Origin of the sequence: Bacillus sp. FJAT-45066, from assembly GCF_002335755.1 — a bacterium.
GTDB classification, from domain to species: Bacteria; Bacillota; Bacilli; order Bacillales; family Bacillaceae_I; genus Bacillus_CD; species Bacillus_CD alkalisoli.
In genome coordinates this window covers 1485496-1499417 of record NZ_NISQ01000001.1, presented here as the reverse complement: position 1 = coordinate 1499417, position 13922 = coordinate 1485496, and the positions used below count along the sequence as shown (strand labels likewise).

Here is a 13922-nt window from a genome sequence, read left to right as displayed (position 1 = left end):
AATAGCCTGCTAGATAATAACCGGGGGAAATGACAAGATGAAAGAGAAATTTTTATTAATAAAAGGGAAATTTACAGACTGGTGGGGCAAAAGGTCTTCTGTAGAAAAAACAGCTATTACTAGTTCAATTGTAGTTGGAATTATTGCACTAGTTGCAATTTTTTATTTTTCCACAAAAACGAACATGGCTCCATTGTATTCCAATTTAAGTCCTCAAGAAACGGGACAGATTAAAGAAGTTCTTGACACAAGGGGGATTACCTCAGAAATCACCCAAAATGGAACAGCGATTCTTGTACCGGATAATTTAGTTGATTCGATAAAAGTGGATTTAGCTGCAGAAGGTATTCCGAAAAGCGGTAGTATTGATTATTCTTTTTTTGGAGAACGATCTGGATTCGGAATGACTGATAATGAGTTTCAAATATTAAAGCTTGATGCAACTCAAACGGAGTTATCCAATTTAATTAAAAGTATAGATGGAATAAATGATGCAAAAGTGATGATTTCTATGCCACAGGCAGGAATTTTTGTTCGGGATTCTGTTCAAGAAGCGTCGGCATCTATTGTGTTACATACGAAGCCGGGTTATCAATTTGAACAACATCAAATTAATACGTTGTATCATCTTGTATCTAAAAGTGTACCTAATTTACCTACTGATAATATTGTCATCATGAATCAGTTTTTTGAGTACTTTGATGTAAATAATACTCAAAATGTTAATAATGGTTTTAATATTGCTTCTCAATTGCAATTAAAACGAGAAATCGAGCGGGATATACAGCGACAAGTACAACAAATGCTTGGCGTGTTAATGGGACCAGAGAAAGTTGTCGTTTCTGTAACGACAGACATTGACTTTACTCAAGAAAATCGAGAAGAAAATATCGTAACACCTGTTGACCCTGATAATACAGAAGGAATAGCCATTAGCGTGGAGAGAATAACAGAAACTTATTCAGGTAATGATGATGGTGCTGGAGGAGTTCCTGTAGGACCAGAGGACATTCCAGGATACGTAGCTGGTGGGGCAACTGGTAGTGGTGATTACGAACGCATAGAAGAAAGAATAAATAATGAAGTAAATAGAATTCGTAAAGAAATTGTAGAAAGTCCTTACAAAATTAGAGACTTAGGGATTCAAGTCATGGTGGAGCCGCCTGCAAACCAAGATCCATTATTACAAGAAAACACTGTAAATGATATAAAACAAATCCTTTCCACAATTGTAAGAACATCTATTGATAAAACTTCCATCGGCGCAAATCCAACGGAAGAAGAAATTGAAAGTAGAATAGTTGTCTCCGTTCAAGAATTTAATGGAGTAATGGACTTTAATGCAGACACAACCTCGACAATTCCAACTTGGATTTATGCTGTTGCTGGAGTACTAGTCGCTACTATTTTACTATTAATCTTCTTATTATTTAGAAAACGTAAAGTAGAAGAGGAAGAAGAAGTGGAAGAAATAGAAGAGGCTTCCATTAACATTCCAGACATCAATATCGAAAAAGAATCAGAAGGAACTGCAAAAAGAAAACAATTAGAAAGAATGGCAAAAGAAAAACCAGACGAATTTGCGAAACTGTTAAGATCATGGTTATCAGAGTAGGAGGAGTGTAAATGGCAAGTACAAATAGTAAATCGTTTACAGGAAAACAAAAGGCAGCCATTCTATTAATCTCACTCGGCCCTGATGTATCAGCTTCCGTATATAAACATTTATCTGAAGAAGAAATAGAAAAATTAACCTTAGAGATCTCAAGTGTACGTACGGTTGATTCACATGTGAAAGAGAATGTGTTAGAAGAATTCCATCAAATAGCTCAAGCTCAAGATTATATCTCTCAAGGTGGTATTGCATACGCAAAAACAGTTCTGGAAAAAGCATTAGGAGCGGACCAAGCAGCAGCAATTATTAATAGATTAACATCGTCATTACAAGTAAAACCGTTTGACTTCGCTAGAAAAGCGGATGCTTCACAAATATTAAATTTTATTCAGAATGAACATCCGCAAACAATAGCTTTAATTTTATCGTACTTAGACGCAACTAAATCAGGTCAAATATTATCTGAGCTCCCACAAGAACTTCAAGCGGATATTGCGAAAAGAATCGCTATTATGGACAGTACCTCTCCTGAAATTATTAGTGAGGTAGAACAGATATTAGAAAGAAAATTATCCGCAACTGTCACAAGAGATTACACCAACACAGGTGGTGTCGATGCAGTTGTTCAAGTACTAAATCAAGTAGATAGAAGTACAGAAAGAACGATCTTAGATGCTTTAGAAATACAAGATCCGGAATTGGCAGAAGAAATTAAGAAAAGAATGTTTGTATTTGAAGATATTGTTACGCTTGATAATATGGCGATTCAACGAGTTATTCGAGATGCTGAGAACGAAGATTTACTGTTAGCATTAAAAGTAGCTAGTGAGGAAGTAAAAGATATTGTATTCAAAAATATGTCTAAGAGAATGATGGAAACAATGAAAGATGATATGGAATACATGGGACCAGTACGTTTAAAAGATGTGGAAGATGCCCAGTCAAGAATTGTTGGGACGATTCGAAAGCTAGAAGAAGCTGGAGAAATTGTCATTGCTCGTGGTGGAGGAGACGATATTATTGTCTAAATTAATTAAGTCAACACAATTGAGTGGCAATCCGTCAACTTCTGTTTCCATTAAAGTAGCTCCAGTTTTTAAGCAAAATGAAGGAATAGACTATAAAGATTATGCGTCTTTTACCATTGATGAAATTAATAAAAAGGTAATAGAAGCAGAACAACATGCTAAAAAAATAGTACAAGATGCACAAGTAGAAAAAGAAAGAGCACTAGAACAAATAGAAATAGAAAAAGAGAATTGGGTTGTAGAAAAAGAAGAACTGAGGAAACAAGCATTTATAGAAGGTAGAAAAGAAGGCTACGAACTAGGTAAAGCAGAAGGTAGAGAAACATATCAACAATTAATAGAAGAGGTAAATAAAACTATATTGCTTGCAAAAAAAGAATACAACGAAAAATTACAATCAACTGAAACAACAGTTCTTGAGTTAAGCATATTCGTAGCAGAAAAAATTATTGGCCTGAAATTAGAGAATGATCCAACAACTTTTATTGACTTAGTTAAAAATGCTATTAAAGAAGTAAAAGAAAAAACAGAAATTAAAATATTTGTTCACCCTACTAACTACCCATTATTAATAGAGAATAAACATCTGTTGCAAACTCTTACAAACAATAACCAAGATTTACTTATTTTTATGGATAGTGATTTATCGGAAGAGGCTTGTTGGATTGATTCTAGTGCAGGTCGTTTAGATGCCTCCATTGAAACACAACTTACGGAAATAAAAGAAAAGCTTTTACAATTGTCTATAGAGAGGTAATTCTACTATGTTTACAATCGAAGATATAAAAAAAGAGATTGAAAGTATTCATTCTTATAAGCTTTATGGAAAAGTGAACAGGGTTATCGGTCTAATGATTGAATCTAAAGGTCCTGAATCTTCGATAGGTGATTTGTGCAATATTATTATTGAAAAACCTCGCAGGATAGTTGTACAAGCAGAGGTAGTTGGTTTCAGGGATGGTTATGTAATCTTAATGCCTTTTTCTGATATACAACATATTGGACCAGGTGCCATTGTTGAATCGACCAACAATCCACTACAAGTATTTATCGGTGAAGAACTTAAAGGAATGGTACTCGACTCTTTAGGAAAACCTTTAAGTCCTAATGAAAAACTTCCAATTGGATTAGCGAAATACCCTACAGAACAATCACCACCAAACCCGATGACTAGACCTCCCGTTAGCGAAACACTTGAAGTAGGTGTAAAGGTAATTGATGGATTGTTAACAGTAGGTAAAGGCCAAAGGATTGGGATTTTCGCAGGAAGCGGTGTTGGTAAAAGTACGTTACTAGGAATGATTGCAAGAAATACATTCGCAGATATAAATGTAATAGCACTTATTGGGGAACGTGGACGCGAAGTTCGAGAGTTTATCGAAAGAGATTTAGGACCAGTTGGTTTAAAAAAGTCCATTGTCGTAGTAGCTACATCTGATTCTCCTGCACTAATGAGGATAAAAGGTGCTTACACTGCAACAGCTATAGCAGAGTACTTTAGAGACAAAGGAAATAATGTAATGTTAATGATGGATTCGGTAACACGAGTGGCAATGGCTCAGCGTGAAATAGGATTAGCTATTGGTGAACCACCAACTACGAAAGGTTATACTCCATCAGTATTTTCGATATTACCTAAGTTGTTAGAAAGAACAGGAACTAATGAATTTGGTAGTATTACTGCATTTTACACTGTATTGGTTGACGGTGATGATATGAATGAACCTATCGCAGATACAGTACGTGGAATATTGGATGGACATTTTGTTTTAGATAGAGATCTAGCTAATAAAGGACAATATCCTGCGATTAATGTCTTAAAAAGTGTAAGTAGGATAATGAATAATATCGTGAGTGATGAACATAGACAAGCTGCAGATACAATTAGAGAAAAACTATCAAAATACTATCAAACAGAAGACTTAATTAATATTGGCGCATATAAACGAGGTACTTCAAGGGAAGTAGATGAAGCGATAAAAGCTTACCCTGAAATCATTCGCTTTTTAAAACAAGATGTAACGAATAAGTATACATTCCAACAAACATTAGATGAATTACTTAACCTTTTGAGATAGGAGTAAACCAATAATGCAAACTCGGGGAAGGTTAAAAAAAATATTAGTAGTTAAAGAGGCAGAAAAAAACTTTGCCAAAAATGAATATGACCATGCTTTAAATGAATTTGAACAAGAAGGACAAGAGCTCTACGAATTGTTAAAGAAAAAAGAACATTTAGAAGGTAGCTTACGTTCGTCTCTCCAACATGGTATTTCTGTCGATTATATTAAACAACAACAATATTTTGTAAATAATTTAGAAAAGTCTTTACTAGTTCAGCAACGTAAGGTTAGTCATGCGAGAGCTTTTATGAATGTTAAAGCGGAAAAATTGAAAGAACATTCTATTGAATGTAAAAAATATGAACGGTTAGACGAGAAAGAACAGAAACTATTTCAACAAATAGAAACCAAACTAGAATCGAAGTTTATTGATGAGTTATCCATCCTGCAATATTCTCATCAAACATATAGGTGAAGCTTATGAAAAAAAATAAGTTAAATAAGAACGAAATGGAAGTTGAAGAGAAAGAATATACGTTTTTTGAAAAACTTACGTATTTATTCATTATTCCGGTTTTAGTTATTTTTACGATAGCGTTAGGAATATTAACTTATTTTGGAATAAATATTTTCGAACTTGCCAAAGAAATGCGGCCTAAAGTAGAAACAGTTACTTCTCACGAGGAGGAAAAGTTAGACAGCTCAAATGATGAGAAAAAAACTGATCAAAACAATGCTAATCAAACTATAGTTCAACTTGAAAGAGAACTACAAGATAAACAAAATGAAATACTCAAACTTCAAGAACAACTAAAAAATGCCACGCTAAAGATTGACGAGTTAGAAATGGAGTCAGTAGAAATTAGTAAGTCTATTAAAGAATTATCTAACATGTACGAGCGTATGCCAACTAGAAAAGCAGCACAGATTATGGTGGAGTTAGAAGAAGATTTGGCATTGAAAATATTAGCTAATTTAAGTGCCAATAAAGTTTCGGCGGTTTTAGCGCAACTAGAACCTGCTGTTGCAGCTAAGTTTACGAAAAAATTAGCAGATGAATAATGGTGGAGAGGAGATGTAAATGTGAACTTCTTACAAATAGAGTTTTCTAATAAGAAATTAGATAGTAATTTAATTTCAAGTAAAGCTGTTAGTAAAGAAGGCAGTGAGAGTTTTCATAAGTTTCTCCAACCACTAATGAATGTGGAAAACTTTAATGATGAAATGCTAATGCCAGCACTTGAGGGTAACTCACAGGAGGAAATGATATCAGCTATAACTGAAGTTGCTTTTGAACAACTTACTATATTAAATGATATCCCTGAAGAATTAAAAGACGACCGATACTATGAAGCAGTAAACTACTTGTTAGGTTTAATAGAAAAAGTTGGTCAATCCTCACAAAAAAATATAGATTTATCAACATTTAAAACATTTAAAAATACAACAGAATCTCCAACCACCTTTTTATCGAAAGAAATAGAACAACTAAATAAAATTATGGCATTACTTAAAGATAAGTTAAGTGTAGAAGAATTCTTTGGAATTAAAAAAGAAAACACAATCGAAAAAATATTAAAAATAGTGGAATCGAAATTAGATTGGGTTACTAGTGCACAAAAAAATCTTGATATACAAAAAAACATTGGCTTAAATGATTCAAACACTCAAAAGATAAATAATGAACACTTTGCTCCAACAAGTATCAAAGCAGAACATCTACATGTACCTAAACAAGTCATAGCACAACTTACGATAAATACAGCATCTGAACAAACAGCGAAATCTCAATTGCTAGAAAAAATGGAACAATTATTATTAAGAAGTAGAGTACAAACTGTAAGTGGAAAACAAAATATCATGATTCGTTTAACTCCCGAACATTTAGGTACCGTACATATTAAATTACAACAAATTGACGGTAGTTTAAATGCTAGGATCATAGCTCACTCTGCTACAGCTGCTAAACTATTAGAAGGTAGTTTATTTTCATTAAAAGCTAATCTACAAGCTTCAAATATTCAAATAGATAAAATTGAAATAGTTTTCCAAGATACAACTAAGACACTCCAACAAGAAAAAAACCACAGTAATCCAGAACAACAGCAACCAAATAAGCAGCAACAAAAAAAGGAAGATGATTCAAAAGAGTCGTCGTTTCATGAATTATTAGAAATTGAGATGGAAACAAGCGAAGTAGGGTGATGAACACATGACAAAGATTACAAGTGATTTATATATTGAAAATCGGCCAGCTCCTGAAAAAAACAATAATATTTTAGGGAAAGATGATTTTTTGAGGTTATTAATTGCACAATTACAAAATCAAGACCCTTTAAACCCAATGGAAGATAAAGAGTTTATTTCTCAAATGGCTAATTTCTCTACACTAGAGCAGATGACAAATTTAAACAAAACGATGGAGAAATTTTTAGATAATCAAACGAGGCAAAGTGCTTTATCCATGCAACAGTATTTAGGAGCACAAATTGAGTGGCAAGAGTTAGTAGAAACGGAAAATGGCTCAACAGTAAATTACCATAAAGATTTTGTAATTGCAGTGACAATGATTGATGGAAATTCTAAGCTTTCTTTGGCTTCTGGTAACGAAATTACAACAGATCAAATACGTAGTGTTGAACTGCCGTCTGATCCAACTTACACTAGCTATTCATTGATGAATGCAAGTGGCCTGATAGGGAAAAAGGTGTCAATTGTATGGGAAGATATAGAATATAACGATATGACAGTCTCTTCTGTAGGATCAAAAAACGGAATAACTTATATTACTTTTTCTGAAGGACCATTAGCAAACGAAAAAGTTCCATTGGATTATATTACAAAAATATCAAATTAAGAAACTGGAGGGGATTTTATGCTTAGATCCATGTATTCGAGTATTGGTGCTTTAAAGAACTTTCAAACGAAACTAGATGTTATTGGGAATAATATAGCGAATGTGAACACATTTGGTTTTAAAAAGGGACGGACAACTTTTCAGGAAATGATGTTGCAACAAGTATCAGGTGCAAGTGGACCTGCTGCTGGGCGTGGTGGTATAAACCCTATACAAGTTGGTCTAGGTTCAAGATTAGCATCTATCGACAGTATACAAACACAAGGCTCTTTGCAAACGACTGCTAGACCACTAGATTTAGCTTTATCAGGTGATGGGTTTTTTGTAGTTGGAAGTATTGCAGATATTACTAGGGTTAATGTAGATTCAGCCACTGTACCAGGTGATAATCGAATTTTAGGTGGAGCAATTGATAATTCTGTTTCATTGAATTATACTAGAGCAGGAAATTTCTACTTGGATAATAATGGATACATTGTAAATTCTAACGGTATGTATTTAATTGGAGAAACAGGAGAAAAACGCATTCCGTCTCAAGTAGAAGTTAATGCTGCAAATCTAGCTTTAAACGAGGCGACTCTTTTCTTTGATGTATTCACTGATTTTAGAAGTGATTCTACAAATCTACAACGTTTAGCTTCAAATTGGTTAGAAGCGCAAAGAACGTTTGAGGATGCAACGAAAGCTAGTGTAGATTCTGGTGGAACGGATCCAATATTAAATGCGGCTGCAACAGCAGCAGGAAATGCAAGAGACAAAGCTAGAGACGAATTCTTAAATGTATATAACAGCACATTTAATAATCCTAATGGAAGGATCGACCAATTAAACGAAGCAGGTGTAGAACTGAACACATCTATCGGTGACTTTATTAACGATACTGGGCAATTAGTGTATGAGTTATCCAATCCAATTGTAACTAGGTTTGCAGATGATCCAACAGACGATATTAATGTATTATCGAGACTAGTTTATCATTTCCAAACGATGAGAGATTCTGTTAATAACGCTTTTAATGCTTTTGAGAACTTTGTTGCTAATGCAGAGATGGTAAAGTTACCATCGTGGTCTGATCAGTTAAGTGGTAACCCTGGCTTAATTCAAATTCCACCTACTGCAAGAAGTTTTAGTATTTCTGGAGACGGAAAAGTTTCGTTTATCGATCAATTTGGTTCTCTTAAAGTTGCAGGACAATTAATGCTAGCAAAATTCCCTAACGCTGCAGGTTTGGAAAGGGTTGGTGAAAATTTATTTCAACAATCTACAAACTCTGGTAGCTTAGATAAAAATGGTGATGGGATTCAATTAGCTGAGATGTTTAGACCAGGTGCTAATGGATCAGGAACGATAGTCGCAGGTACGCTAGAAATGTCGAACGTAGATTTATCAGAAGAGTTTACAGAAATGATCACTGCTCAACGTGGATTCCAAGCGAATACTCGTATAATTACTACTTCAGATGAAATTTTACAAGAGCTTGTTAACTTAAAACGATAGGAGGTAGAGGCTACTTCTAGCCTCTTATAATGATGATAAAGTTAACTAAAACGAATGGAACAGTTTTTACAGTGAATGCTTGGATTATTGAACAAGTAGAAGAAGTACCAGATACCGTAATTACATTAACAAATGGAAAAAAGCTGTTTGTAAAAGAATCAATGGAGGAAGTAACTAAACAAAGTTTACAGTTCTTTCATCATATTTATAATGCAAGGGACATGGGGGAGAAATAAATGTTCCAAAATAAATTAGTTAATACGATGCTTATCATTCTATTATTTATTTTCTTATTAGGAATTGTCGTATTAGTAACAGTTAACATCTTTTACGGAGATTCTAATGGAACGAAAGAACCTTCAATTGATGAAGTGTTAAAGTACTCGGTCGATTTTAACGAAATAACAACGAACTTGCAGAGTGGTGGCTATGTTCGAGTGCAATATAAAATCCAAACAGATAGTAATAAAGCAAGGAACGAATTAGAAAAAAGAAATTTTCAATTAGAAAACATCGTTATTCATACGATTGCTAATAAAGTTGCAAGCGACTTTTCAGGTGGAGAAGGTATTGTAGAACTTGAAGAGGAAATTAGGTTCCAATTAAATTCGATTATGCAGGACGGGAAAGTTGTTCAAGTTTATACAACACGCTTTCTCCTTCAAAAATAATAAATTTTAATTTGGAGGAGGTGAGGGAAAATGTCTACAGATATTATGTCTCAAAGTGAAATTGATGCTTTGTTATCAGCACTATCTACAGGCGAAATGGACGCTGATATTTTAAAAAATGAGTCAAAAGAGAAGAAAGTGAAAGTTTATGATTTTAAAAGAGCACTTAGATTCTCTAAAGATCAAATTAGAAATTTATCACGCATCCATGAAAATTATGCGAGGCTCTTAACTACTTACTTCTCCGCACAACTAAGGACATACATTCAAATAAATGTTGCATCCGTAGATCAAGTACCATACGAGGAGTTCATACGTTCTATCCCAAAAATGACATTTTTAAATGTTATTGAATTCCCCCCTCTTGATGGTCGAGTGTTAATGGAATTTAACCCTAATATTGCTTATGCGATGTTAGATAGACAATTAGGTGGAAGAGGAACTAGCTTTAATAAAATTGATAGTTTAACAGAGATTGAAACGAAATTAATGACAAATTTATTCGAAGGTGCTGTTGAGAATTTTGGAGAGGCATGGGAAACTGTTGCACAAATTGAACCGTTCCTAGCTGATTTAGAAATTAATCCGCAATTTTTACAAATGGTTTCTCCGAATGAAACGGTAATTGTCATCTCTTTTAACATTACAATAGGAGAAATTAGTGGAATGATTAATGTTTGCATTCCACATGTAGTATTAGAGCCAATAATTCCTAAGTTATCGGTTCATTATTGGATGGAAGAAAAGAGCAAGCAAAGACAGCCACATGAAGAACAAGCATTAAAAAGAGCAATCAAAGGAACGTTTTTAACATTAACAGCAGAACTTGGTGAAACAGAGATAAGTTTTTCCGATTTACTTGATTTAGCTGTAGGTGATGTTATTCCAATTCATAAAAGTATTACAGATCCTATAAAGGTCAAAGTAGACGAAAAACCAACCTTTTTAGGACAAATAGGCAAAGCAAAAAATTATTTAGCTGTACAAATTTTGAGTGAACTCAAGGAGGGAGAGGAAGATGATGAATGACGGAATGTTATCACAAGATGAAATTGACGCACTATTGCGCGGCACTTCAACTGACAACAACGATTCATCCCTCTTTGCTGAACCAAGTGTGGAACATTCGTTAACGGAAATCGAAGAAGATACATTAGGGGAAGTAGGGAATATATCATTTGGGAGCTCGGCAACTGCGCTATCAACCTTACTTAACCAAAAGGTTGAAATTACTACTCCTAAAGTGACGGTAGTAGAAAAAAATAAAGTCGAAAGTGAGTTTCCTGAACCTTATGTAGCAATTAGTGTTAATTATACAGAAGGTTTTACGGGTTCAAATGTTTTAGTAATTGAACAAAAAGATGCCGCCATTATTGCTGATTTAATGTTAGGTGGAGATGGTCATACTCAATCTACTATTTTAGATGAAATTCAATTAAGCGCTGTTCAAGAAGCTATGAATCAAATGATGGGTTCAGCTGCAACTAGTATGTCAACGATATTTCAAAAAAAGATTGATATTTCTCCTCCTGCTGTAGTTTTGTTAGATTTAAAAGAAGGCGAAGGAAAAGATTATATAGCATCCGAAGAAAAGATTGTAAAAGTTGCTTTTAATATTAAAATCGGGGATTTAATCGATTCTCAAATAATGCAAGTTTTACCAATGGATTTTGCACTTACTCTAGTAAGCGAGTTGCACGGAGAAAGTAATAATAACGAAGTTAATATAGAAGAAGTTTATGAAACGACAAGTTCTACTAATAATGAAAATATTTATGGTTTAGACTTTAATGCAGAAAGTGAACAATCTTCTCATTACGCTTCTTCTATTGAAACAACTCAACAGAAGAATTATTCCAGTGGCTCTACAAGTACGAAAGTTATTGGGCAACCTACAGTTAACGTGCAACCAGCGGTCTTTTCATCGTTTGAAGAGGTACCAGCTATGGAACCTGAACAAAGAAATCTTAATATGTTATTAGATATTCCATTGCAAGTAACGGTAGAATTAGGAAGAACGAGAAAAACAGTAAAAGACATTTTAGATTTATCATCAGGTTCAATTATAGAGCTTGATAAGCTAGCTGGGGAACCAGTAGACATCTTAGTGAATAACAAACTAATTGCTCAAGGGGAAGTAGTTGTAATCGACGAAAGCTTTGGAGTAAGAGTAACAGATATTATTAGTCAAACGGATAGATTAAAAAGGTTAAAGTGATTTAGGGGGAATAATTATGAGTAACAAAATATTAATAGTTGATGATGCGGCATTTATGAGAATGATGATTAAAGATATATTAACGAAAAATGGTTATGATGTTGTTGCAGAGGCGGCGGATGGAGTACAAGCAATAGATAAATATAAAGAATTCCATCCAGACCTTGTAACAATGGATATTACAATGCCTGAAATGGATGGTATAACAGCTTTAAAAGAGATAAAAAAAATAAACCCGAATGCTAAAGTAATCATGTGTTCAGCGATGGGACAACAAGCGATGGTAATTGATGCGATTCAAGCTGGTGCGAAAGACTTTATTGTAAAACCATTCCAAGCTGACCGAGTTATCGAAGCTATTCATAAAACACTATCTTAGAGGTGTCTTCTTTGTATGTAAATATATCTCGATTATTCATTGTTCTATTTTTACTTATCACATTTTCCCCTACAGACATAAGTGCTGGAGGGGGAGTCCCTAACAATGCGAAAGAGTGTATGGAAAGCCCGCAACTTTGTAATGACAATGAGCAAAGCGTACCTAATTTTTCTGAACGAGAAAATGCGATCTCAGGATGGGACTTCATCAAGATGTTTTTAGCTCTAGGTTTTGTTTTATTTTTAATATACGGAGCTATGAAACTTGTAAACAAGAAGAATCAACTATTTGACACCCAGAAAACAATCTTAAATGTTGGTGGTACTACTTTAGGGAATAACAAATCTTTGCAAATAGTGAAGGTTGGTAATTCTATCCTTGTATTAGGGGTTAGTGACTCTATCCAATTATTGAAAGAAGTGTCAGATGAAGAGGAAAAAGAAGTAATTTTAAAGGCTTATCAAGATAGAATTGAAAGTTCCATAAACTCAGAACAAATTATTGGATTAATAGGTAAATGGAAAGAGAAAAAAGCAGTGAAGTCTAGTAATACGTTTTCGTCATTGTTAAAGGACCAATTAAATAACCTTTCAAATGAACGAAAAAATAAGCTAGAAAGAATAAAAAAGGAAGAGTTGTAGTTATGACAGAATTTTTACAATCATTTAATGGAAATGATCCATCTACAGTAACAACTTCCGTTCAACTTTTACTTTTGCTAACAGTACTTTCCATCGCTCCAGCAATTTTAATATTAATGACAAGCTTTACGAGAATTATTATTGTACTTTCTTTTGTTAGAACATCTCTAGCAACACAACAAATGCCTCCTAACCAAGTATTGATTGGGCTTGCACTATTTTTAACCTTTTTTATAATGGCTCCAACGTTTGCTGAGATTAATGAACAAGCATTAACGCCGTTATTTAATGAAGAAATATCATTAGATGAAGCTTATGACTTAGCATCGATGCCTTTAAAAGAGTTTATGAGTAAACATACTAGACAAAAAGATTTAGCTCTATTCTTAGATTATGCTGGTATGGATCGGCCAGAAACAATTCAAGATATTCCGCTTACAGTATTAGTTCCAGCCTTTGCAATTAGTGAATTGAAAACAGCATTCCAAATTGGATTTATGATATTTATCCCTTTTTTAGTCATTGATATGGTAGTAGCAAGTGTTTTAATGTCGATGGGGATGATGATGTTACCACCAGTAATGATTTCATTACCATTTAAAATACTTCTATTTGTTTTAGTTGATGGATGGTACTTAATAGTGAAATCTTTGTTGCAATCATTTTAAAGTAGGTGAGCCAAATGACTCCTGAATTCGTCATCTCCTTAGCTGAACGAGGGGTTTATACAATTCTTTTAATAAGTGCACCATTATTGTTGCTTGCCTTAATCGTCGGTTTAGCAGTTAGTATATTTCAAGCAACAACTCAAATACAAGAACAAACTTTAGCATTTATTCCGAAAATTGTTGCAGTGTTAATTGGTCTAATTGTTTTTGGGCCGTGGATGTTAACAAATATGTTAGCTTTCGCTATGGAGATTTTTGGTAATATTAATCGGTTTGTGAGTTAAA

The 13922-nt window shown here is 33.9% G+C and carries 17 protein-coding genes; all 17 read left to right on the top strand.

Annotated elements, in window-relative coordinates; all coding sequences use genetic code 11:
• Positions 1–37 precede the first annotated feature (37 nt).
• From fliF to fliQ, 17 genes are read left to right on the top strand one after another with little or no spacing between them, the layout of a single operon-like run.
• Positions 38–1615, top strand: a complete 1578-nt coding sequence (fliF, locus tag CDZ92_RS07600; RefSeq protein WP_096154640.1) for a flagellar basal-body MS-ring/collar protein FliF — start codon at positions 38–40, stop codon at positions 1613–1615.
• Positions 1616–1626: 11 nt separating this feature from the next.
• Positions 1627–2643, top strand: coding sequence for a flagellar motor switch protein FliG (gene fliG, locus CDZ92_RS07595; protein ID WP_096154639.1), 1017 nt, complete (start codon positions 1627–1629; stop codon positions 2641–2643).
• The gene (gene fliH, locus CDZ92_RS07590; protein WP_157842729.1) at positions 2636–3400 is read left to right on the top strand and encodes a flagellar assembly protein FliH; all 765 of its coding nucleotides are present in this window, start codon (positions 2636–2638) and stop codon (positions 3398–3400) included. Before fliG ends, fliH begins: the two co-directional genes overlap by 8 nt.
• Before the next feature lie 7 nt (positions 3401–3407).
• A complete protein-coding gene (gene fliI, locus CDZ92_RS07585; protein WP_096154637.1) occupies positions 3408–4721 on the top strand; it encodes a flagellar protein export ATPase FliI in 1314 nt (437 codons plus the stop codon).
• A gap of 13 nt (positions 4722–4734) precedes the next feature.
• The gene (gene fliJ / locus CDZ92_RS07580) at positions 4735–5181 is read left to right on the top strand and encodes a flagellar export protein FliJ (RefSeq protein WP_096154636.1); all 447 of its coding nucleotides are present in this window, start codon (positions 4735–4737) and stop codon (positions 5179–5181) included.
• 5 nt (positions 5182–5186) lie between these two features.
• The gene (locus tag CDZ92_RS07575) at positions 5187–5768 is read left to right on the top strand and encodes a MotE family protein (protein ID WP_096154635.1); all 582 of its coding nucleotides are present in this window, start codon (positions 5187–5189) and stop codon (positions 5766–5768) included.
• 21 nt (positions 5769–5789) lie between these two features.
• Positions 5790–6911, top strand: coding sequence for a flagellar hook-length control protein FliK (locus CDZ92_RS07570; protein WP_096154634.1), 1122 nt, complete (start codon positions 5790–5792; stop codon positions 6909–6911).
• 7 nt (positions 6912–6918) lie between these two features.
• Positions 6919–7563: a flagellar hook assembly protein FlgD gene (gene flgD, locus CDZ92_RS07565; RefSeq protein ID WP_096154633.1), complete on the top strand. Its 645-nt coding sequence runs from the start codon at positions 6919–6921 to the stop codon at positions 7561–7563.
• Positions 7564–7581: 18 nt separating this feature from the next.
• Positions 7582–9060 (top strand): flagellar hook-basal body complex protein, encoded by a 1479-nt coding sequence (locus CDZ92_RS07560; protein WP_096154632.1) that lies wholly within the window; start codon positions 7582–7584, stop codon positions 9058–9060.
• Positions 9061–9089: 29 nt separating this feature from the next.
• Positions 9090–9296 carry a flagellar FlbD family protein gene (locus CDZ92_RS07555; protein WP_406564892.1) on the top strand — a complete coding sequence of 69 codons (207 nt, stop codon included), beginning with the start codon at positions 9090–9092 and terminating at the stop codon, positions 9294–9296.
• Positions 9297–9731 carry a flagellar basal body-associated protein FliL gene (fliL, locus tag CDZ92_RS07550; RefSeq protein WP_096154630.1) on the top strand — a complete coding sequence of 145 codons (435 nt, stop codon included), beginning with the start codon at positions 9297–9299 and terminating at the stop codon, positions 9729–9731.
• 30 nt (positions 9732–9761) lie between these two features.
• Complete coding sequence (fliM, locus tag CDZ92_RS07545; protein ID WP_096154629.1) at positions 9762–10760, top strand: flagellar motor switch protein FliM; 999 nt, start codon at positions 9762–9764, stop codon at positions 10758–10760.
• Positions 10750–11949: a flagellar motor switch phosphatase FliY gene (fliY, locus tag CDZ92_RS07540; protein WP_096154628.1), complete on the top strand. Its 1200-nt coding sequence runs from the start codon at positions 10750–10752 to the stop codon at positions 11947–11949. Before fliM ends, fliY begins: the two co-directional genes overlap by 11 nt.
• A 16-nt stretch (positions 11950–11965) precedes the next feature.
• A complete protein-coding gene (locus CDZ92_RS07535; RefSeq protein ID WP_096154627.1) occupies positions 11966–12328 on the top strand; it encodes a response regulator in 363 nt (120 codons plus the stop codon).
• Positions 12329–12339: 11 nt separating this feature from the next.
• Positions 12340–12969 carry a flagellar biosynthetic protein FliO gene (locus CDZ92_RS07530; protein WP_096154626.1) on the top strand — a complete coding sequence of 210 codons (630 nt, stop codon included), beginning with the start codon at positions 12340–12342 and terminating at the stop codon, positions 12967–12969.
• A 2-nt stretch (positions 12970–12971) separates the two neighbouring features.
• A complete protein-coding gene (gene fliP, locus CDZ92_RS07525; RefSeq protein ID WP_096154625.1) occupies positions 12972–13637 on the top strand; it encodes a flagellar type III secretion system pore protein FliP in 666 nt (221 codons plus the stop codon).
• Between the two features lie 14 nt (positions 13638–13651).
• Complete coding sequence (gene fliQ / locus CDZ92_RS07520; RefSeq protein WP_096154624.1) at positions 13652–13921, top strand: flagellar biosynthesis protein FliQ; 270 nt, start codon at positions 13652–13654, stop codon at positions 13919–13921.
• The last annotated feature ends 1 nt before the right edge of the window (position 13922 follow it).